23 protein-coding genes and 1 other RNA gene are annotated in these 20,532 nt (G+C 65.9%); 11 read left to right on the top strand and 13 right to left on the bottom strand.

Annotation, left to right across the window (positions count from 1 at the left end; all coding sequences use genetic code 11):
• From BPET_RS03410 to ilvD, 5 genes are all read right to left on the bottom strand, one after another.
• The gene (locus tag BPET_RS03410) at positions 1 to 402 is read right to left on the bottom strand and encodes a c-type cytochrome (protein WP_012247698.1); all 402 of its coding nucleotides are present in this window, start codon (positions 400 to 402) and stop codon (positions 1 to 3) included.
• Positions 399 to 974, bottom strand: a complete 576-nt coding sequence (locus BPET_RS03405) for a ferritin-like domain-containing protein (RefSeq protein WP_012247697.1) — start codon at positions 972 to 974, stop codon at positions 399 to 401. The genes BPET_RS03410 and BPET_RS03405 overlap by 4 nt, the downstream gene beginning before the upstream one ends.
• Before the next feature lie 24 nt (positions 975 to 998).
• Positions 999 to 1,703, bottom strand: coding sequence for an RNA polymerase sigma factor (locus BPET_RS03400; protein WP_012247696.1), 705 nt, complete (start codon positions 1,701 to 1,703; stop codon positions 999 to 1,001).
• Positions 1,704 to 1,847: 144 nt separating this feature from the next.
• Complete coding sequence (locus BPET_RS03395) at positions 1,848 to 2,201, bottom strand: c-type cytochrome (protein ID WP_012247695.1); 354 nt, start codon at positions 2,199 to 2,201, stop codon at positions 1,848 to 1,850.
• The gene (gene ilvD, locus BPET_RS03390) at positions 2,185 to 3,870 is read right to left on the bottom strand and encodes a dihydroxy-acid dehydratase (protein ID WP_012247693.1); all 1,686 of its coding nucleotides are present in this window, start codon (positions 3,868 to 3,870) and stop codon (positions 2,185 to 2,187) included. Before ilvD ends, BPET_RS03395 begins: the two co-directional genes overlap by 17 nt.
• Positions 3,871 to 3,982: 112 nt before the next feature.
• Between ilvD and lgt the strand changes: the two genes are divergently transcribed.
• Positions 3,983 to 4,771: a prolipoprotein diacylglyceryl transferase gene (gene lgt, locus BPET_RS03385; RefSeq protein WP_041862674.1), complete on the top strand. Its 789-nt coding sequence runs from the start codon at positions 3,983 to 3,985 to the stop codon at positions 4,769 to 4,771.
• On the opposite strand, the gene BPET_RS03380 is transcribed toward lgt, so the two are convergent.
• From BPET_RS03380 to BPET_RS03370, 4 genes are all read right to left on the bottom strand, one after another.
• Complete coding sequence (locus BPET_RS03380; protein WP_041862673.1) at positions 4,746 to 5,507, bottom strand: SIMPL domain-containing protein; 762 nt, start codon at positions 5,505 to 5,507, stop codon at positions 4,746 to 4,748. The genes lgt and BPET_RS03380 overlap by 26 nt on opposite strands.
• Positions 5,508 to 5,584: 77 nt before the next feature.
• Positions 5,585 to 5,770, bottom strand: a non-coding RNA gene (ssrS, locus tag BPET_RS25705) — 6S RNA.
• A 44-nt stretch (positions 5,771 to 5,814) separates the two neighbouring features.
• The gene (locus BPET_RS03375) at positions 5,815 to 6,126 is read right to left on the bottom strand and encodes a cell division protein ZapA (RefSeq protein ID WP_012247691.1); all 312 of its coding nucleotides are present in this window, start codon (positions 6,124 to 6,126) and stop codon (positions 5,815 to 5,817) included.
• Positions 6,126 to 6,572, bottom strand: a complete 447-nt coding sequence (locus BPET_RS03370) for a hypothetical protein (protein ID WP_012247690.1) — start codon at positions 6,570 to 6,572, stop codon at positions 6,126 to 6,128. The genes BPET_RS03375 and BPET_RS03370 overlap by 1 nt, the downstream gene beginning before the upstream one ends.
• Positions 6,573 to 6,984: 412 nt before the next feature.
• Here BPET_RS03370 and BPET_RS03365 point away from each other — a divergent pair, with 412 nt between their 5' ends.
• From BPET_RS03365 to BPET_RS03355, 3 genes are all read left to right on the top strand, one after another.
• On the top strand, positions 6,985 to 7,449 hold the full coding sequence (locus tag BPET_RS03365; protein ID WP_012247689.1) for a tripartite tricarboxylate transporter TctB family protein: 465 nt from the start codon (positions 6,985 to 6,987) through the stop codon (positions 7,447 to 7,449).
• 13 nt (positions 7,450 to 7,462) lie between these two features.
• On the top strand, positions 7,463 to 8,968 hold the full coding sequence (locus tag BPET_RS03360; RefSeq protein ID WP_012247688.1) for a tripartite tricarboxylate transporter permease: 1,506 nt from the start codon (positions 7,463 to 7,465) through the stop codon (positions 8,966 to 8,968).
• Positions 8,969 to 9,159: 191 nt separating this feature from the next.
• Positions 9,160 to 10,065, top strand: a complete 906-nt coding sequence (locus BPET_RS03355) for an NAD(P)-dependent oxidoreductase (RefSeq protein ID WP_012247687.1) — start codon at positions 9,160 to 9,162, stop codon at positions 10,063 to 10,065.
• A gap of 34 nt (positions 10,066 to 10,099) precedes the next feature.
• Here the strand turns inward: BPET_RS03355 and BPET_RS03350 are convergent, their stop codons facing one another.
• Positions 10,100 to 10,726: an FMN-dependent NADH-azoreductase gene (locus tag BPET_RS03350; protein WP_012247686.1), complete on the bottom strand. Its 627-nt coding sequence runs from the start codon at positions 10,724 to 10,726 to the stop codon at positions 10,100 to 10,102.
• Between the two features lie 131 nt (positions 10,727 to 10,857).
• Here BPET_RS03350 and BPET_RS03345 point away from each other — a divergent pair, with 131 nt between their 5' ends.
• On the top strand, positions 10,858 to 11,781 hold the full coding sequence (locus BPET_RS03345) for a LysR family transcriptional regulator (protein ID WP_012247685.1): 924 nt from the start codon (positions 10,858 to 10,860) through the stop codon (positions 11,779 to 11,781).
• 11 nt (positions 11,782 to 11,792) lie between these two features.
• Here BPET_RS03345 and BPET_RS03340 read toward each other — a convergent pair whose 3' ends face one another.
• Genes BPET_RS03340 through BPET_RS03330 form a run of 3 tightly spaced genes read right to left on the bottom strand, consistent with a single transcriptional unit; the run spans position 11,793 to position 14,551 of the window.
• Entirely contained in the window at positions 11,793 to 13,328 is a 1,536-nt protein-coding gene (locus BPET_RS03340; RefSeq protein WP_012247684.1) for a sensor histidine kinase, read from the bottom strand.
• On the bottom strand, positions 13,309 to 13,995 hold the full coding sequence (locus BPET_RS03335; RefSeq protein ID WP_012247683.1) for a response regulator: 687 nt from the start codon (positions 13,993 to 13,995) through the stop codon (positions 13,309 to 13,311). Before BPET_RS03335 ends, BPET_RS03340 begins: the two co-directional genes overlap by 20 nt.
• Complete coding sequence (locus BPET_RS03330) at positions 13,976 to 14,551, bottom strand: RNA pyrophosphohydrolase (protein WP_012247682.1); 576 nt, start codon at positions 14,549 to 14,551, stop codon at positions 13,976 to 13,978. The genes BPET_RS03335 and BPET_RS03330 overlap by 20 nt, the downstream gene beginning before the upstream one ends.
• A gap of 65 nt (positions 14,552 to 14,616) precedes the next feature.
• Here BPET_RS03330 and BPET_RS03325 point away from each other — a divergent pair, with 65 nt between their 5' ends.
• The 6 genes from BPET_RS03325 to tolB are packed head-to-tail and all read left to right on the top strand — an operon-like array spanning position 14,617 to position 20,512.
• Positions 14,617 to 16,347: a proline--tRNA ligase gene (locus tag BPET_RS03325; protein WP_012247681.1), complete on the top strand. Its 1,731-nt coding sequence runs from the start codon at positions 14,617 to 14,619 to the stop codon at positions 16,345 to 16,347.
• Between the two features lie 46 nt (positions 16,348 to 16,393).
• Positions 16,394 to 16,816, top strand: a complete 423-nt coding sequence (ybgC, locus tag BPET_RS03320; protein WP_041863465.1) for a tol-pal system-associated acyl-CoA thioesterase — start codon at positions 16,394 to 16,396, stop codon at positions 16,814 to 16,816.
• A gap of 3 nt (positions 16,817 to 16,819) precedes the next feature.
• Positions 16,820 to 17,500, top strand: a complete 681-nt coding sequence (tolQ, locus tag BPET_RS03315) for a protein TolQ (RefSeq protein ID WP_012247679.1) — start codon at positions 16,820 to 16,822, stop codon at positions 17,498 to 17,500.
• Positions 17,500 to 17,955 carry a protein TolR gene (gene tolR, locus BPET_RS03310; RefSeq protein ID WP_012247678.1) on the top strand — a complete coding sequence of 152 codons (456 nt, stop codon included), beginning with the start codon at positions 17,500 to 17,502 and terminating at the stop codon, positions 17,953 to 17,955. Before tolQ ends, tolR begins: the two co-directional genes overlap by 1 nt.
• A 33-nt stretch (positions 17,956 to 17,988) precedes the next feature.
• On the top strand, positions 17,989 to 19,176 hold the full coding sequence (gene tolA / locus BPET_RS03305) for a cell envelope integrity protein TolA (RefSeq protein ID WP_012247677.1): 1,188 nt from the start codon (positions 17,989 to 17,991) through the stop codon (positions 19,174 to 19,176).
• Between the two features lie 16 nt (positions 19,177 to 19,192).
• A complete protein-coding gene (tolB, locus tag BPET_RS03300; protein WP_012247676.1) occupies positions 19,193 to 20,512 on the top strand; it encodes a Tol-Pal system beta propeller repeat protein TolB in 1,320 nt (439 codons plus the stop codon).
• Positions 20,513 to 20,532 lie beyond the last annotated feature (20 nt).

Below are 20,532 nucleotides of genomic sequence, written 5' to 3'. Positions count from 1 at the left end.
CTACTGCGGCGCACAGGCGGGCGCCTGCTTCAGGTAAGCGATGAGATCGGCGCGCTCCTGGGGGTCGGGGATACCGGCATAGCCCATGGACGTGCCCGGCACCGCCGTCATCGGGCTTTTCAGGAACACATCCAGCGTCTGCTCGTTCCACACGATGCCGGAATGCTTCATGGCCTCGGAATAGTCAAAGCCAGGCACACTGCCGGCGCGGCGCCCGAACAGGCCGCAATGCCGAGGACCGGTGCGATCGTAGGCAATCGCGTGGCACGCCAGGCAACGCTCGTAGACCGACTGGCCGCGCATGGCATCACCCGTGTAGCCGGCCGCGGCGGCCCTTGCCGCGCCGCCGGCCAGTGCCGCCGCCACCAGGCAACTGGCGCCGACGATGACGCGCGGCTTCATGATACGAACGCCCCCGGCACGGGGTCTTCGCCCAGCGCCTGGCGCAGCACGGCCCAGTGCATGGCCTCGTCGCCCAGGATGCTGGCGGCCGCCTTGGCCAGATCGCGGTTGTCGAACACAGGCACGGCCCCCAGGTAGGCGCTGACCGCGCCCTTTTCAAGCGAGGCGGCAAAGCGCAGCACGTCGGCCTGGGATTTCAGGGTGCTGGTGGGAAACACATACCTGTCTTTCGCGGCCACGGGCTTGCCGCCCAGCGAGGCGACGGTCTTGGACAGCAGGTCGGCGTGCGCCTTGTGATGCCCCTGGAAAGCCAGCGCCAGGTTCAGCGCGGGCTTTTGCAGCAGGCCGCTTTCGGCACCTGCCTGATAGGCCGCGATGGCTTCGAGTTCGGCGCCCAGGGCGGTGTTGAGAATGCGCACATCGGACTCTTGCGCCTTGGAACCCTTGGCCAAGGCGTCGCGCCCGGCCAGCAGCGCCACGGCCGCGCCAGACAACAATAGGCCGCTTTGACCCAGAAATGCGCGCCGGGCAGAGGGCGCGCGCGGACACGCCCCTATCGCTAGAAACGACATGGTGATCCTCCGGTAAGAGAAAAATCAGCGTGGCGGCGAAGCGCCGAGCCGCGCCATGACGGCCGCGACGATACGGTCGCAGCGATCGCCTGCGAACGAGAATGCCCCGTTCAGTTCGGCGGACATTTCGCGCTCGAGCGCCTTGCGCAACAGGGCGCGCGCACGGAAATAACGGGTGCGCACGGTGGCGCTGGGAATATCCAGGCAGTCGGCGACTTCGTCGACGGTCATTTCCTCGACGGCGCGCAACATGAACACCGTGCGGAATGCGTCGGGCAGCTGGTCGATCTGGTATTCGAGCAGTTTGCGCGTTTGCGCCCGCAATACGAATTGCTCGGGCAACGACCCGATGGCGGCTTCGACCATGCTTTTCTCCGGCAGGCGGGGATCGTCGGCGGGGAAATCTACCAGGGGCACCAGGCGCAGCCGGCGTTCGCGCTGGCGCAGGCGCTGCTTGGACTCGTTGATCACGATGCGCGTGAGCCAGGTGGTGAGCGAAGCATCGCCGCGAAATGTGGCCATGACGCGATAGGCCTTGAAGTAGGCCTCTTGCACGGCTTCTTCGGCGTCGGCGTCGTCGCGCAGGATGCTGCGGGCGGTGCGATACAGGGTCTGGTTGCAGCGCCGCATGAGCGTATGCAGCGCCTCGCTATCGCCTGCGGCGATGCGCCCGGCGAGTTCAGCATCGGTCGATGCCGCGCCGGCGGGCTTCAGCAAGGTCAATGACATATCCGCAGCTCCTGCCCCGCATTATTCGGGAGTATGCCGCATTAGATGGCGCGACGGCGCCTGGCGTTCCCGCCAGCCCGCCGAACCTGGATCAGCCGGTAGCCGGTCGCGGAATTGCTTGCGGAAGGTGGCCGGCCCGCATCGCTATTGCGGCTTGCCGGGCGGCAGCGACAGTATCCACTGCGCCAGCTGCCGCGCCTCGTCTTCGCTGACCTGCGATTGCGCGGGCATGGGCACCGCGCCCCAGACGCCGCGACCACCCGAACGGATTTTGCCCGCCAGGTACTGGACCATGGCGTCGCCCTGGCCCGCGTAGCGCTCGGCCACGCTGCGCAGTGGCGGGCCGACCCGCTTGCTGTCGACCTGGTGACAGGCCATGCAGGCCTTGCGCTGCGCCAGGGCCAGGCCGTCGGCTGGCTGCTGGGCACCGGCCCAAGCCGGCCAGACGGCCCACAGGCCGCAGGCGGCCAAGGCCGCCAGACTATGCTTCAAATGCATCGGTAACTGCCCCGCGACTGGCGGTGCCGGCCAGCTTGCCGAACTTGGCAAGCACGCCGCGCGTGTACCGCGGCCGGGGCTGGACCCAGGCCTTGCGGCGCGCCGCCATTTCGTCGTCAGAAATATTGAGCTGCAACAACAATTGGTGAGCGTCGATGGTAACCGAATCGCCTTCGCGGATCAGGGCAATGGGGCCGCCCACATAGGCCTCGGGCGCGACATGGCCCACGACCATGCCCCAGGTGCCGCCCGAGAAGCGGCCATCGGTAATGAGGCCGACGCTTTCGCCCAGGCCCTGCCCCACCAGCGCCGAGGTGGGCGCCAGCATTTCGCGCATGCCGGGACCGCCCTTGGGCCCTTCGTAGCGGATGACCACCACGTCGCCAGCGCGAATGCGCCGTTCCATGATGGCGGCCATGGCGTCGTCTTCTGAATCGAACACGCGCGCCGGGCCGGTGATGACGGGATTCTTCAGGCCCGTGATCTTGGCCACGCAGCCCTCGGGCGACAGGTTGCCCTTGAGGATGGCCAGATGGCCCTGCGGGTACAGCGCGCGGCCGATAGGCCGGATGACATCCTGGCCGGCCGGCGGCTCGGCGGGCACGTCGGCGAGCGTTTCGGCGATGGTCTTGCCGGTGATGGTCATGCAATGCCCATGCAGCAAGCCGGCAGCGAGCAGCAGCTTCATGACTTGCGGGACGCCGCCGGCGCGGTGCAGATCGGTGGCCACGTATCGGCCCGAAGGTTTGAGGTCGCAGATGACCGGCACGCGCCGGCGGATGCGCTCGAAGTCGTCGATGGTCCATTGAACTTCGGCGGCGTGGGCGATGGCCAGGAAATGGAGCACGGCATTGGTGGAGCCGCCCGTGGCCATGATGACCGACACGGCGTTTTCGATGGATTCGCGCGTGATGATGTCGCGCGGCCGCACGTCGCGCCGCACGGCATCGACCAGCACGCGGGCGGACTCGGCGGCCGAGGCGATTTTTTCGTCGTCTTCGTTGGCCATGGTGCTGGAATACGGCAGGCTCATGCCCATGGCTTCGAAGGCCGAACTCATGGTGTTGGCGGTGTACATGCCGCCGCACGAGCCCGAGCCGGGAATGGCGCATTTTTCGATCTGGCGGAAATCTTCGCCGTCCATGCGCCCCATGGTGTACTCACCGACGGCTTCGAACACGGACACGATAGTGAGATCTTGCCCTTTATAGCGGCCCGGCTTGATGGTGCCGCCATACACGTAGATGCCTGGCACGTTCATGCGGGCCAGCGCGATCATGCCGCCGGGCATGTTCTTGTCGCAGCCGCCGATGACCACGACGCCGTCCATCCACTGGCCCTGCACGGCGGTCTCGATACAGTCGGCAATGACTTCGCGCGACACCAGCGAGTATTTCATGCCCTCGGTGCCCATCGACATGCCGTCGGATATGGTGGGGGTGCCGAACACCTGCGGATTGGCGCGGGCCGCGCGCACGGCATCGATGGCCGCGTCGGCCAGCCGCTGCAGGCCGCTGTTGCAGGGGGTGATGGTGGAATGGCCGTTGGCCACGCCGATCATGGGGTTGTCGAAATCGGCTTCCTGGTAGCCCAGCGCGTAATACATGGCCCGGTTGGGCGCGCGGGCGACGCCTTGCGTGATGTGGCGTGAACGTTCGTTGCTGGGCATGGTCTGTCTCTCCGGAGTGTGGCGCGGCCCGCGCGGCGGCTGGCCGCCCGTCGCTGCGTGGCGACACGTTCGCCGGTTATTATCGATCCAATCTTTTTTTGCGTGGCGGAATATGCTGCATTATCCCGAATTCGATCCCATCGCCCTGCGCATCGGTCCGCTGGCCATTCACTGGTACGGGCTGATGTACCTGGTGGGTTTCGCGCTGGTCTACGTATTGGGGCGCATGCGCCTGGCCCGCGGCCACACGCCGGCGCTGGGTCCGCGCGACCTGGAAGACCTGATTTTCTATAGCGTGCTGGGCGTGGTGCTGGGCGGGCGGCTGGGCTACGTGCTGTTCTACAAGCCGGGCTACTACCTGGCGCATCCCCTGGAAATACTCTACCTGTGGCAGGGCGGCATGTCGTTTCACGGCGGCCTGATCGGGGTGATTCTGGTGATGCTGCTGTTCGCGCGCAAGAAGGGGCTGTCTTTCTTCACCGTCAGCGATTTCATCGCGCCCCTGATTCCCCTGGGCCTGGGCGCGGGCCGGCTGGGCAACTTCATTAACGGCGAATTGTGGGGCCGCCCTACGGATGTCCCGTGGGCCATGGTGTTTCCGCAGTCGGGCGACGGCCTGCCGCGCCACCCGTCGCAGCTGTACGAGCTGGGGCTGGAAGGCATTGCGCTGTTCGCGCTGCTGTGGTGGTTTTCGGCCCGGCCGCGCCCCACGGGCCAGGTAAGCGCGCTGTTCCTGATTGGCTACGGCACGTTCCGCTTTCTGGTGGAGTTCACCCGCGAACCGGATAATTTCCTGGGCCTGCTGGCCGGCGGCATGAGCATGGGACAGTGGCTGTCCCTGCCCATGGTGGCGCTGGGAATTGCCTTGTACGTGTTCAGTGCAAGGCAACCGTCCCGTTGACGGAAATACTGACGGTGACCTTGCCAGCCTCGAGCGGCACATCGGCGGCTTCGGCCTGGCTGCTCTTGGCCATCATCTGCATGCCCATGGGGCGCGGCACCGGCGTGGGTGAACCGCCGCCGCTGAGTTCCAGGCTGCGCACGCGGTAGCCGCTGAAGCCGAACGCGGTGGCCGCCGCCAGGGCGCGGTCGCGGAAGGCCTGGGCGGCCTGGCTGAGCAATTTGCGCTCTTCAGCTTCGCGGGCTTCGCGCGACAGCAGGAAGTTGATTTGCGAGATGGCGGTCTTGTCGGACAGCTTGGACGCCAATGCCGACGCCGCGGCGAAATCTTTGGATTCGAGGGTGATTTCACCGCGGCCGCGCCAGTTCTGGATTTTGCCTTTCTCGTTGGTGTTGGGCCACACGTTGTAGCCCCCCGTGCGAACCTCTACCCCCTTGACGCCCTGGGCGCGCTTGACCGCGTCGTCGAGCGCCGCGGTCAGCGCCTTACCGGCCGCGGCTTGCGAGGCGGCCTCGAGTTCGGCGGCCAGTGTGATGCGCACCGTGTCTTGCTGCACGTCGGATGAGGCGGAGGCCTGCAGCGTCAGCTCGGGCGCATGCGCGCCGGTGTCCTGGGATTGCTGTTCCTGTTGCTGCGAAGGCTGTTGCGCCAGCGCCGGCTGCGCGGCCGCCAGGGCCAACGCGGCGCAGCACGCGGCCGCGATACGGTTCAACGAAAGCACGGGATGGGAGTGCATCATGGCAAACCTGTAGGGGGAAGGGAAGGAGGAAGAGACATCCGGCGCGGACCTGCATGAAGCAGGCCCGCCGGAAAAGATGCCCCACCTGTGCCGTCTAGGCCGGCATCTCGAACCGTGAGGTTCAAGGTGGTCGCGTTCCGTTGAGCGTCGGGTTCATCTGCAAAGAGACAAGCGCTCCAGCTCACCATTCGCGCAACCAATATGCCGTAAGACATAGGTTCAGAGAATGTATGGCCAAGTCACGAACACGGCAGGGACAAACTGAAAACCATCGCGTGATACCGACACGCCGGGGGCTTGCGCCCTACAACAATTTTTCCTGCCCGGACAAGGCGTCGTCGAGCAGGGAATTCATGTCTTCAATTCTACGCTTGAAGTCGCCGACCGCCAAACCGCCAAGAGGACCATCGGGCGCTTTCATGGCCAACAGTTCGCTGGCGATTTGCAGTGCCGCCATGACCGCGATGCGTTCGTTGCTGGAAACCTTGCCCGAACCCTGGATACGCAGCATGAGCTGATCGACGTGGCGCACGGCGGCCATGAGGGCGGGTTTTTCTTCGGTGGAGCAGGCGAGCGAGTAGTCGCGCCCCAGAATAGTGACATCGACGCGTTCCATCAGGGTTGCTCTCCGGTGGGGGCGCCGGGCAGGCGGGCCAGCACGGTGTCGATGCGCTCGCGCGCGGCCGAGGCCGCGACGCGCAGGCGCTGCAGATCGGTGTCGCGCGCATGGAGGCTGCCTTGCAGTTCGGCCTCGCGGGCGCTGGCACGACTTTCGAGTGACTGGCGGTCGGCGGTGGCGCGGGCCAGTTGCTCGCGCAGGTCGGATTCGGTCTGGCGGGCCTCGTTGAGCATGCCGGCCACGGCACTGTCGTGCTCTTGCAGCTTGGCCTGCAGGGCCTGGATTTCAGCCTGGTGATCGGCGCAGCGCTGTTCGAGCGCGCGCTGGCTGGATTCGCTTTGGCTCAGGCGGACACGCAACGCGTCGCGCTCGGCATGAAGTTGCCGGGTGCGTTGCACCAGTTGCCCGATACGGGCGGCGAGTTGATCGAGGTCTTGCAGCATGGGCGCTATCGTAAACCATCCGTGCGCTGGCCGGGCGGCCTGACGCACAACGTGAGAAACACGGCAATATTCGGTAGGACTTGGCCCCGACACGGGGGCCGGCCAACCGGAAGAATAAATCGTCCGGCGCGCTTGCGGCAGCTTTCGCCCGTCTTTCTATTAACTTTCACTTTGCTTTCATTTTCGGGCCGATCGAGCCCGGGGTTACAACTTGGCCGCCCGATCTAGGGAAAACCCCATCTGCACAGCCGATGGCTCGGGTTTGCAGGCCCATGCCCCTTCGCTACCATGCGCGCTGCCCAAAAGGCGCCTCCCCGATTCCACAAGAACCAGCGGCATTTCCAAGTGCCCTTTTTGTGCTGGCCCGCAACGGGCGGCACCTCAACTCACATGCTGTAAATAGGAGTAGACCATGCAGCTACGCAATCGACAGGATTTCTGGTCGGGGGTGATGTTCATCGCCCTCGGCCTGGGATTCGCCTGGAAAGCGACGGGCTACCAAATGGGTACCGCCGCCCGGATGGGACCAGGATATTTCCCCTTCGCGCTGGGACTGGTCCTGGCCATATTGGGCGCCATCGTGCTGCTCGGCTCGATGACCAAGAGCGCGACCGAGACCCACGTAGACAAATTCGATTGGCGCATCGCCTTCCTGGTGATCGGTTCGGTCATTCTGTATGGCCTGATCCTGAAGCTGCTGGGCATCTATATCTCGGTCTTTGTGCTGGTGGTGGTCAGCAGCCTGGCCAGCCACGAGTTCAACCTGAAGGTCGCCGCCGCCAATGGGGTGTTCCTGGTGGTGTTCTCGTACCTGGCGTTCGTCAAGGGGCTGGGGCTGATTTTCCCGCTGTGGCCGTCGTTTCTGGGCTTGAACTGAGGAGTTAACGGCCATGGAATTGTTTGATCACCTGATGTTGGGTTTCTCGGTGGCGTTCACGCCGGAAAACCTGCTGTACGCCCTGCTGGGCTGCGTTCTGGGCACCCTGATCGGCGTGCTGCCCGGGATCGGCCCCGTGCCGACCATCGCGATGCTGCTGCCCATCACGTACGTGCTGCCGCCGGTAGCCGGCCTGATCATGCTGGCGGGCATTTATTACGGCGCACAATACGGCGGCTCGACCACTGCCATTCTGGTGGCGCTGCCGGGCGAGACATCCGCCGTGGTGACCGTGCTGGACGGGCACCAGATGGCGCGCAACGGACGGGCGGGCGCCGCGCTGGCCATTGCCGCGCTGGGCTCGTTCTTCGCCGGCTGCGTGGCGACCCTGCTGCTGGCCGGGTTCGCGCCCCCGCTGGCTGAAGTGGCGTTCAAGTTCGGCCCGGCCGAGTACTTCTCGCTGATGACCCTGGGCCTGGTGGGCGCCGTGGTGCTGGCCTCGGGCTCGCTGCCCAAGGCGATCGCCATGATCATCCTGGGCCTGCTGCTGGGCATGGTGGGCACCGACGTCAACTCGGGCGTGGCCCGCTACGACTTCGGCATCCCCGAACTGCAAGACGGCATCGACTTCGCCATCGTGGCCATGGGCGTGTTCGGCTTCGCCGAGATCATGACCAACCTGGAACAGAAAGAGAACCGCGTCGACATCACTGACAAGATCGGCTCGCTGTATCCCAACAAGCAGGAATTCCGCGAGGCGGCCCCGGCGGCGGTACGCGGCACCATTCTGGGTTCGATGCTGGGCATTCTGCCGGGCGGCGGGGCGGTGCTGTCGTCGTTCGCGTCGTACACGCTGGAAAAGAAGATCTCGAAGAACCCCGAACGCTTCGGCAAGGGCCACCCGGCAGGCCTGGGCGGCCCTGAATCGGCCAACAACGCGGCCGCGCAGACGTCGTTCATTCCGCTGCTGACCCTGGGCATTCCGGGCAACGCCGTGATGGCGCTGATGGTCGGCGCCATGACCATCCACAACATTCAGCCCGGCCCGCAGGTCATGACCAGCCACCCGGACCTGTTCTGGGGCCTGATCGCCTCGATGTGGATCGGCAACCTGATGCTGGTGGTGCTGAACCTGCCGCTGATCGGGCTGTGGGTCAAGCTGCTGAAGGTGCCCTACCGCATCCTGTTCCCGGCCATTCTGGTGTTCTGCACGATCGGCGTGTATTCGCTGAACTACAACACCTTCGACATCTTCACGACGGCCATCTTCGGCGTGGTGGGGTATGTGTGGTCGAAGCTCAAGTGCGAAGGCGCCCCGCTGCTGCTGGGCCTGGTGCTGGGCCCCATGATGGAAGAGAACTTCCGGCGCGCCCTGCTGCTGTCGCGCGGCGACTTCCTCACCTTCGTCGACCGCCCGCTGTCGGCCTCGCTGCTGGCGGTGGCGATACTGCTGGTGGTGCTGGTGGCCCTGCCGTCGATCCGCAAGAAGCGCGAAGAGACATTCGTGGAAGAAGACTGATCCGCGAAGGCGGCGCGCCCCTCGAAAGCGGGGCGATGCCGGCGGGGCCTGGCTGTCGGCCCCGTCTCGCCAGGTGCCTGACTCCCGACAGGGTGTCAGGCACTTTTCATTTCGCGTGGCGGTTTTTACCGCGATGCCAGGCGATTGCGGTAACGTTCAGGTTTCACCATCGTTCAACCCGGAGACTCTGCATGGCATCGATCGGTTCCAGGGACTACGACAAGGTCGTGTCCCAGAAAGTCGCTTTCCTTGGCCTGGGCGTCATGGGCCTGCCCATGGCGGGCCACCTGGCGCGAGCCGGCCACGAGGTCACTGTCTATAACCGCACCGCCGCCAAGGCGCAGGCCTGGGCCGAGGAATTCGGCGGCAAAAGCGCCCCCACCCCCCGCGAAGCCGCAGCCGGCGCGCAAATCGTATTTGCCTGCGTGGGCAACGACGACGATCTGCGCAGCGTGGTACTGGGCGATGATGGCGCGTTCGCGGGCATGGCGCCCGGCGCCATTTTCGTGGACCACACCACGGCATCGGCCGACGTGGCCCGCGAACTCTATGCCCTGGCCCGCGAGCAGGGACTGCAGTTCGTCGACGCGCCCGTCTCCGGTGGCCAGGCCGGCGCGGTCAATGGCGTGCTGACGGTAATGTGCGGCGGCGAACAGCAGGCCTTCGACACCATCAAGCCGGTGGCCCAGGCCTATGGCCGCGCCGTGACGCGCGTGGGCGCGCCGGGCGCGGGCCAACTGGCCAAGATGGTCAACCAGATCTGCATTGCCGGCATCGTGCAAGGGCTGTCGGAGGCCATTGCGTTCGGGCAGGCGGCCGATCTGGACATGAAGCTGGTGCTGGACGTGATCAGCAAGGGCGCCGCCCAGAGCTGGCAGATGGAAAACCGCGGCAGCACCATGGTGGACAACAAGTTCGACTTCGGCTTCGCGGTGGACTGGATGCGCAAGGACCTGGGGCTGGTGCTGGCCGAAGCCCGCCACAACGGCGCCCGCCTGCCGTTGACGGCGCTGGTGGACCAGTTCTACGGCGATGTGCAGAAGATGGGCGGCGGACGCTGGGATACGTCGAGCCTGATCGCGCGCCTGCGCGACTGACTTGCCGGGGCGCCGCCCCGCCAAGGGGCGGCCGTCAGGCCGCCACTTGCTGCGGCGCCCCCGCCACCAGCGCGTCGATGCGCTGCCTGGCCAGCGCCAGCCCGTCCTGGGCAGCCAGTTCTCCCATCGCCATGCCTTCGGCGGAAATAAACACCGGATCGACCAGGCCCACGAAGCCCAACACCTGTGCCAGATAGGGGGTCAGGGTGTCGGCCGGCGTGCCTTCGGCCTTGCCGCCGCGCGCGCTGAGCACCACTACCTGCTTGTTCTTGAGCAGGCCCTCGGGCACGCCCTGCGCCGTATAGCGGAATGTGACGCCGGCGCGGGCGATTTGGTCGATGTAGCTCTTGAGCTGGGCCGGCAGGCCGAAGTTATAGACCGGCACGGCGAACACGATGCGGTCGGCGTCAAACAGTTCGGCCACCAGGGCGTCGCTGCGGGCGACGATGGCGGCCTGCTCGGCCGTGCGCTGATCGGCGGGGGTAAACAGCGCCCCGGCGGTCGCGCCGTCGAAATACGGAACCGGATCGGCGGCCAGGTCGCGCACGCGGATCGAACCATCGGGTTCGTGCTGGCGCAGGCGCTGGATAAGATGGTCGGCCAGTTGCTTCGAGTGCGAACGGTCTCCAAGAATGGAAGAGAGAATAACGAGGGTTTTCATAAGAGGTTCTCCGGTTTCGCCGGGTGGGGCGCGTTGGACATGCCTCACTGTAGTCAAGCTGATTAGAACCAAAAACCCGGTTATGATGAACTACTCGTTCCATTTACAGAACAATAGCCGGAGCCGTCGCCATGCAAGATCTGAATGACCTGTTCTATTTTTCGCAGATCGTGGAGCACGGCGGCTTCAGCGCGGCGTCGCGGGCGCTCGATATTCCCAAGTCGCGCTTGTCGCGGCGGATTTCGCAACTGGAGGCGACGCTGGGCGTGCGGCTGTTGCAGCGCACGACCCGCCGCCTGCGGCTGACCCTGGCGGGCGAACGCTATTTGCATTATTGCCGTGAAATGACCGCCTCGGCGCGCGCCGCCGAAGACGCCATGCGCCAATTGCAGGCGCAGCCATGCGGGCCGGTGGTGGTGAGCTGCCCGATTGCCATCGCGCAGCAGATGCTGGCTCCGCTGTTGCCCGAATTCCTGGATGCCTGGCCGTCTGTGTCGGTGCAGGTGCTGGCCACCAACCGCCGCGTGGACCTGATACGCGAAGGGGTAGATCTGGCGCTGCGCGTGCGCACCCGGCTGGACACCGATGCCGAACTGGTGGTGAAGCACCTGGGCATGGCCAGCAGCAGCATCGTGGCCAGCCCGGCCTATCTGCAGCGCCATGGCACGCCCCAGACCCCGCAGGACCTGGCCGCGCACACGACGCTCAGTTTCAGCGAGCCGCAATCGGAAGTGCGCTGGCCGCTGCGCAACCGGCAAGACGAAGAACTGGTGGTCACGCTGCGTCCGCAACTGTGCTGCAACGACTTCATCGTGCTGACCGAGGCCGCCGTGCGCGGCCGCGGCATCAGCCTGCTCCCCACGGTTGCCACCTATGAAGAAGTGCGCCGCGGGCAACTGGTGCGGATATTGCCCGACTGGCTGTCGCCGTCGGGCATCGTGCATTGCATTTATCCGTCGCGGCGCGGCATGGCGCCGGCGGTGCGGGCCTTGCTGGACTTCATTTCCGACCGGCTGCCCAGCATGTACGCTCGCATGGAGCACGGCGCCGAGTAAGCCGCCCGGCCTCAGGCCGGGCCGGCCGCGCCGCCGGACGCGGCCGTGCCGGGGTCGGCCAGCGGTAGCCACAGCACGGCCGCCAGGCCCACCCCGCCCTGTTCGTTGGGGTCGCCGTCGCGCAACTCGATATCGCCGTCGTTGCGGCGCGCATAGGCCCGCGCGATGGACAATCCCAGCCCCGAGCCCGGCGACACCGAAGCACGGCCCTGCTCGAGGCGGTCGAAGCGGGCGAATGCCCGGTCGCGCGCCAGAGCGTCGATGCCCGGGCCGTTGTCGGAAACAGCGACTTCGGCCCGGCTGCCGCGCCGGGCGACCGATACGGTGATGCGCGCCCCGGCCGGCGCATAGTGGATGGCGTTGTGCACCAGGTTGGACAGGGCCTCGTGCAGTTCAACGTCGCTGCCCATCACCGGCACGGCGGGACGATCCGCGGACGTGCCGCCCTGGTAGGCGGCCGACCAGCCGAGGTCTTGCCGCTTTTCGTGCGACAGCGGCAAGTATTGCAACACCACGTTGCGCGCCACGTCGTTCAGGTCCAGCAATTCGCGCGGAGTCGCATCGGCCTGGCTGGCATGCGCCAGCGACAGCAACTGCTCGGTAAGCCGGCGCGTGCGTCCCAACTGGTCGACAATGGCGCGCAGGCCTTCCTGGGCCCGCTTGGGGTCGGGCTCGCGCAGGGCATACTGGGCCTGGGTCAGCATGATGGCCAGCGGCGTGCGCAACTGGTGCGACGCATCGGCCAGGAACTGAGATTGTTCATCGAGCACGCGCCGGTACCGCGCCACGTGGTAATTGATGGCCTCGACCAGCGGAATGACCTCGCCGGGAACCCGCGAAGCATCGAGCGGAGTGAGGTCGTCGGGGCGCCGCGCCCGGATATCGTTGCGCAACCGCGCCAGCGGCCGCAGCGACCAGGCCACGCCCCACCAGACCAGAATGGCCACCAGGGCCAGCATGCGGGCATCGCGCAGCAGTTCCTGGCGCCGGGCGGTGGTTTCCGCCTGCAGGCGCCGGCCGATGCTCTCTGCCACCAGCACCAGCACCTGGCGATGCTGGCCATGGTAGTGCAGGTCGCGCAAGACGGCCACGACGCGCACCGGGTCGTGGCGATAGACGCTATTGAAAAACACCGGGTCGCCGCGCACCGCCGGCCATGCCGGCGGCCGCGGCAGCTCGGGCATGCCCGCCACGGTGCGTCCGGGCGGTGGCACGGCGGCCGCGCCTTCCGGCAAAGGCGGATCGATTTCTTCGATGCGGAAGTACTTGCGCAGGCCGGCCTTGGATTCGAGGATGACCTGTGCGTACACCGGAGTGGCCACGACCAGGCGGCCGTCGGGCGCGAACTCGATGCTGCTTTCCAGTACGCGCGCCGGTTCGAGCAGCGCGCTGTCGTAGGCTTCGTTGGTGATGTCGGCCAGGGTACGGTAGTCGTTCCAGCTGTCGATGACCAGCAGGACGATCACGCCGGGCAGCAGCAGCGTGATCAGCAGGGTGCGGATGCCGACCAGCGGAAAGCGGAAGCGCTCAGGTTCCGGCGGGTTCACTGGCGCTGCTTTCCAGCATGTAGCCCAGGCCGCGCACGGTGACGATGCGCACGTCGCTGCCGGCCAGCTTCTTGCGCAGGCGGTGCAGCACGACCTCGATGGCGTCGAGATTGGCCTCGCTGTCCTGGGTGAACACCTTGCCGAACAGCTGCGCCTTGTCCACCGGGTAGCCGCTGCGCGTCAGCAAGGCCACCAGGGCGGCATGCTCGCGCGGAGTCAGGAACAGCAGGTTGCCGTCGAGGGTGAACGCGCGGCTTTCGCCGTCGTAGGCCAGCGACCCGCACTGCAGGCGCGGAAACTGGCGTCCCCGGCTGCGCCGCACCAGCGCGGCCACGCGCGCTTCAAGTTCTTCGAGGGCGAATGGCTTGGTGAGGAAGTCGTCGGCGCCCAGGTTCAGCCCGCGCACCCGGTCTTGCAGGGCTCCCTGGGCGGTGAGCAGCAAAACGGGCGTGCGGTCGTCGCGGCCACGCATATCGCGCAGCACCACCAGCCCGTGTTTGTCGGGCAGGCGCAGGTCCATGACGATGGCGTCGTACTCGTTGGCGGCCATGAGCGCCTCGGCGCTGCGGGCGTCGGGCGCGTGGTCGGGTGTAAAGCCGCTTTGCGCCAGCGCCCGGACCAGCCATGACGCCATTTCGAGTTCGTCTTCAACCAGCAATATGCGCATGGCCGTCGGGCTCGGCGGGCAGGCCCTCGGCCGGACGGCCCTGGCCATGGACCCGCTGGCGCAGATACCGGGTTTCGTGCTGGCGCCGGAACAGGATGCCGGAAAGCTCGTTCAGCGCCAGGGTATAGACCTCGCGCTTGAACTCGATGACGGCATCCAGCGGCACCCAGTACTGGCTCCAGCGCCAGGCGTCGAACTCGGGATGCTGCGTAGCGCGCAGGCATACGTCGCAGTCGCGGCCGACCAGGCGCAACAGGAACCAGATCTGTTTTTGGCCTTTATAGTGACCACGCCATTCGCGCCGGACGAAGTGATCAGGTACGTTATAGCGCAGCCAGTCGCGTGTGCGCCCCAAAATGCGGACATGTTCGGGCTTCAGGCCCACTTCTTCATGGAGCTCGCGATACATGGCCTGCACCGGGCTTTCGCCATACTTGATGCCACCTTGCGGGAACTGCCAGGCGTGTTCCCGGATACGCTTGCCCCAAAAGACCTCGTTTTTACTGTTGACGAGAATAATGCCGACATTGGGACGGTAGCCTTCACGATCGAGCATGGGCCACCCCCACCGAATTCAATACAATTACGGTCGATTATACGTATCTGTAGCCACCTTTAAATATGCGCGCATCCACCTACCATCTGAACACCCTGAAAGAGGCCCCCGCCGAAGCGGAAGTCGCCAGCCACCGGCTGATGACCCGGGCCGGCATGATCCGCAAGCTGGCGGGCGGCATCTACACCTATATGCCGCTGGGGCTGAAAGTGATCCGCAAGATCGAGGCTATCGTGCGCGCCGAGATGGATGCCGCCGGCGCCATCGAGCTGCTGATGCCGGTAGTGCAACCGGCCGAGCTGTGGCAGGAGTCTGGCCGCTGGGAACAATACGGGGCGGAGCTGCTGCGCATCAAGGACCGCCACCAGCGCGACTTCGTGCTGCAGCCGACCTCGGAAGAAGTCATCACCGACATCGCCCGCAACGAAATCCACAGCTACCGGCAGCTGCCGCTGAATTTCTATCACATCCAGACCAAGTTCCGCGACGAACGCCGCCCGCGCTTCGGGCTGATGCGGGGCCGCGAATTCACCATGAAAGACGCCTACTCGTTCGACCGCGACGAGGCCGGCGCCCAGCAGAGCTACGACAAGATGTATGACGCGTACATGCGCATCTTCGAGCGGCTGGGGCTGCAATTCCGCGCCGTGGCGGCCGACACAGGCTCGATCGGCGGCTCGCGTAGCCATGAGTTCCAGGTCATTGCCGACACCGGCGAAGACCTGCTGGTCTACAACCCCGACAGCCAGTACGCCGCCAATATCGAACTGGCCGAGGCGCCCGCGCTGCTGGCCGAGCGCGCCGCAGCCACCCAGCCGCTGGAAGCCGTGCCCACCCCCGGCGCCGCCAAGTGCGCGGACGTGGCCAAGTTGCTGGGCCTGCCGCTCGAACGCACCCTGAAATCCATCGTGCTGGCCACCGAGCCCGAGCCCGGCAAGGTGCAGGTGTGGCTGCTGCTGCTGCGCGGCGACCACGAACTCAACGAGATCAAGGCAGGCAAGCTGCCCGGCCTGGCCGGCTTCCGCTTTGCCACCGAAGACGAAATCGTGGCGCATTTCGGCTGCAAGCCCGGCTACCTGGGCCCTATCGGCACCGCCCTGCCGGTGCGCGTGGTGGCCGACCGCACGGTGGCCAACATGGCCGACTTCGTCTGCGGCGCCAACCGCGAAGACTTCCACTACCAGGGCGCCAACTGGGGGCGCGACCTGCCCGAGCCCGAACTGGTCGCAGACCTGCGCAACGTGGTCGAGGGCGATCCGGCCCCCGACGGCGCCGGCCGCCTGGCCATCCAGCGCGGCATCGAAGTGGGTCACGTGTTCTTCCTGGGCACCAAGTATTCCGAGGCCCTGAAGGCCACCTTCCTGGACGAAACCGGCAAACCCGCCTTGCTGCAAATGGGCTGCTACGGCATCGGCATCACCCGCATCGCGGGCGCGGCCATCGAGCAGAACCACGACGAACGCGGCATCATCTGGCCGCGCGCCATCGCGCCCTTCGAAGTGGTGATCTGCCCCGTCGGCTGGGGCAAAAATGAAACTGTACGTAACGAATCTGTAAAATTATATGACGCGCTACGCGCCCGCGGCGTGGATGTCATTCTGGACGACCGCGACGCCCGGCCGGGCGTCATGTTCGCTGAATGGGAGCTGATAGGGGTGCCGCTGCGCGTAACAGTTGGAGAACGCGGCCTTAACGACGGTGTGGTGGAATTGCAGGCCCGTCGCGAAAGCACGGCTGCGAAAATCCCCGCCGGATCAGCCCTGGAACAGGTGCTTGCCAAGCTGGAAACACTGTAGACTGCCCGGCCCCGTGCCCGGCAACCGAGAGGCTGCCATACCCATTGTGATCGAACCGAAGTCCGCCGAATCCGTCCTGAATGTCCGTGTCTACTATGAAGACACGGACGCAGGCGGCGTGGTGTTCTACGCCAACTACCTCAAGTTCCTGGAGCGAGCCCGCACCGAATGGCTGCGCGCCCTGGGAGTCGAGCAATCGGCCCTGGCCGAAAGCGAGGGGAGGCTGTTCGTCGTCCACTCTCTGGACATGTCTTACCGCAAGCCGGCGCGGCTGGACGACTACCTGACCATACGCAGCCGGGTTACACGAGTGGGCCGCGCTTCGATACACTTCGCGCAGCGCGCCGAACGCGACGGGGAACTGCTCGCGCAAGGCAATATCCAAGTCTGCTGTGTCGATGCCGTGCACCTGCGGCCGGCGGCCTTGCCCGCCGTCGTCCGTACCAAACTGGAATCCCTTCAGGAATAACCCATGCAAGTCACCAACGACATGTCGTTGCTTTCGCTGATCGCGCACGCCAGCGTTCCCGTCCAGCTCATCATGCTGCTGCTGCTGGGCATCTCCATCCTGTCCTGGACCTACATTTTCGCCAAGCGGCTGGCCATCAAGCGCGCCCACGCCCAGACGCGCCGCTTCGAAGACGACTTCTGGTCGGGCGGCGACCTGTCCATGCTGCAACAGGCGGTGGCCAGCCGTCGCGACGAACAAGGCGCGCTGGCGCGCATCTTCGACGCCGGCATGACCGAATTCCTGAAGGCGCGCCGCACCAATGTGAACGGCGACATCAATACCCTGCTGGACGGCCCGCGCCGCGCCATGCGGGCGGCCTACCAGCGCGAAATGGATTCGCTCGAATCGCACCTGAACTTCCTGGCCTCGGCGGGTTCCGTCAGCCCGTACATCGGCCTGCTGGGCACGGTCTGGGGCATCATGCACGCGTTCATCGGCCTGTCGAACATGCAGCAGGCCACGCTGGCCTCGGTGGCGCCAGGCATCGCCGAAGCGCTGATCGCCACCGCCATCGGCCTGTTCGCCGCCATTCCCGCGGTGGTGGCCTACAACCGCTACACGCACGACATCGATCGACTGTCCATCCGCTTCGACAGCTTTGTCGATGAATTCCTGAACATCCTGCAACGCCAGGTGCGCTGATGCCTTCTGTACGGTCGCACGGCCGCGCGGGCCGACGCATGAAGGCCGACATCAATGTCGTGCCCTATATCGACGTGATGCTGGTGCTGCTGGTGATTTTCATGGTTACCGCGCCGTTGATCACGCCCGGCCTGATCAATCTGCCCTCGGTGGGCCAGGCCTCGGAAGTGCCGGCCACTCCCCTGGAAGTGCAGATTTCCGAAGACGGCCAGGTGGCCTTGCGCATGCGCGAGGCGGGCGCCACGCCGCAAGACATCGCCCGCGACCAGCTGGTCGACCAGGTGCGCCAGCGCATTACCGCCGAAACGCCGGTGGTGATCGCCGCCGACGGCAAGGTGCCGTATGAAACAGTGGTGAAAGTCATGGACGAACTGCGCAGCAACGGCGTCACCCGCCTGGGCCTGCTGGTCGACCAGGGCCAGGGCGCGGCCGCGCAGGAACCGAAGAAGCGCTGACGCGCCGCCGCCTGCGCCGCTATTGCCACGCCTATGACCCCACCCATTTTCCGACACGACGACACCAAGCCGGTCACCCCCGCCGCGCAAGACAACCGCAAGGCGCTGGGGCTGGCCATCCTGGTGCATATCCTGCTGTTCATCGCCCTGGTGTTCGGTGTCAATTGGCGCTCGGAAAACCCCGGGCCGGTGCAGGTGGAGCTGTGGGCCGAAGGCGATACGCCCGATTCGCCTCCGCCTGACGTGCAGCCCGACGAGCCCAAGCCCGAACCCGAGCCGCCTAAGCCCCAGCCGCAACCCGAGCCTGCGCCGCAGCCTGAACCGCAGCCGCAGCCCGAACCCCCTCCGCCCCCGCCGCCGCCGGTCGAAAAACCGCAGCCGCCCCAGCCCGACCCCGAAATCGCGCTGGAAGAAGCGCGCAAGAAGCGCGAGGAAGAGGAAAAAGCCCGCCAGGAGGCCGAAGCCGCCAAGGAAAAGGCGCGCCTCGAAGAAGAACGCAAGCAGGCCGAGCTGAAAGAAAAGCAGCGTCTCGAACAGGAACGCAAGGCGGCCGAGAAAGCCGCGGCTGAAAAAGCGGCCGCCGAAAAAGCCGCTGCTGAAAAAGCCGCCGCCGAAAAAGCGGCGGCCGAAAAGGCGGCTGCGGAAAAGGCGGCGGCCGAAAAAGCGGCCGCCGAGAAGAAAGCCAAGGAAGAAGCCGCCAAGAAGGCGGCGGCTGAGAAGGCCGCTGCCGAAAAAGCCGCGGCTGAAAAAGCGGCCGCCGAGAAGGCCGCGGCGGAGAAAGCCGCCGCCGAGAAAAAGGCCAAGGAAGAGGCCGCCAAGAAAGCGGCTGCCGCCAAGAAGGCCGCCGCCGACAAGGCGCTGCGCGAAGCGTTCCGCAATGACGCGCTGGGCGCCGCCGGCATTCCGGGCGGCACCGCCGACCGCAATCAGCAGGGCGGCGGGCGCGATGACGGCTATGGCGCCAAGGTGCGCGCCTGCGTGCGGCCTGGCGTGGCCTACCCGACACCACCGCGCAGCGGCTCGGAAAACCCCACCGCGCAATACCGGGTACAGTTGAGTTCAGACGGCAAGGTTACCGGCGTGAGCCTGACCCGCTCGTCGGGCAACACCGGCTTCGACCGCGCTGTGGAAACCGGCATCCGCCGCTGCAACCCGTTCCCCAAACCCTCGACGGGCCGCTACGAGTCCGTCATCGATGTCGTGTACCGAATGTATGACTGACAGGAGATTGCCGACCATGACTCCCGCCCCCAGCCGCCCCTTTCCAGCGGGGCTCGCACGCGCCTATGGCGCGCTGTTCGCCCTGCTGACGGCAGCCGCCCTGCTGGTGTGGCAGCCGGCCCACGCGCAGCTGCGCGTCGACATCTCGGGCACCGGCGCCACCCAGTATCCGGTGGCGATCGCCGATTTTGCCGTGGACGACGTGCATGGCCGCGCCATCGCCGAAGTCATCCGCGCCGACCTGACCCGCACTGGCCAGTTCCGCCTGATCAGCGCCGCCGGTTCGGGCCTGAACGTCGATTCGCCGGTGGCCTACGATGACTGGCGCACCAAGGGTGCCGACTTCCTGGCCTACGGCAGCATTACCCGTGGCGCCGATGGCCGCTACGACGTGCGCTACCGCCTGGCCGACACGGTCAAGAAAGGCCAGCTCGACGGCGTGGCGTTCTCCGGTTCCGAACAAGAACTGCGCCGCGTGGCCCACCAGATCGCCGACCGTATCTACGAAAAGATCACCGGCGTGCGCGGCGTGTTCTCGACCCGCATCGCCTACGTGCTCAAGCGCGGCAATACCTACGAACTGCAGGTGGCCGACGCCGATGGCCAGAACCCCCAGGTGGCGCTGCGCTCGCGCGAACCGGTGATTTCGCCGGCCTGGTCGCCCGATGGCAGCAAGCTGGCGTACGTCAGTTTCGAGTCGGGCAAGCCCGTGGTGTATGTGCACACCCTGGCCACCAGCGCGCGCATTCCGGTTGCCAACTTCAAGGGCAATAACAGCGCGCCCGCCTGGTCGCCCGACGGCAGCAAGCTGGCGGTTGCCCTGACGCGCGATGGTTTGTCGCAAATTTACATCGTCGGAGCCGACGGAAGCTCGAATATGCGCCGCCTGACGCGCTCCCCGGGCATCGACACCGAGCCGATCTTTACGCCTGATGGCCGTTCCATTATCTTTACCAGTGATCGCAGCGGTGGACCGCAAATCTATCAAACCAGCCTCGACGGAGGCGATGCCCGTCGGCTGACATTTAACGGTAGTTACAACATCTCACCCCGAATTTCCCCCGACGGTTCCACGCTGCTGTACGTTGCAAGACGCGACGGCGCGTTTCGCATCGCCTCACTCCAACTTGCCACCGGCAACGAAACACTGCTGACCGATGGTCGCGACGACCAGGCGCCGAGTTTCGCGCCGAATGGCATGCAGATCCTGTATGCAGCGGTCCAGAACGGCCGCAGCGTACTGGCTGGCGTATCCAGTGATGGGCGCGTGCGGCAAACGCTTTCGGTACTGAATGGGGAAATACGTGAACCGACTTGGGGACCTTTTACCCGCTAACACGTATGACCCTCTTTGCA

This window comes from Bordetella petrii (assembly GCF_000067205.1).
Taxonomy (GTDB): Bacteria; Pseudomonadota; Gammaproteobacteria; order Burkholderiales; family Burkholderiaceae_B; genus Bordetella_A; species Bordetella_A petrii.
Note: the sequence above shows the minus strand (reverse complement) of the source record. Positions and strands in the feature narration are given on the sequence as shown.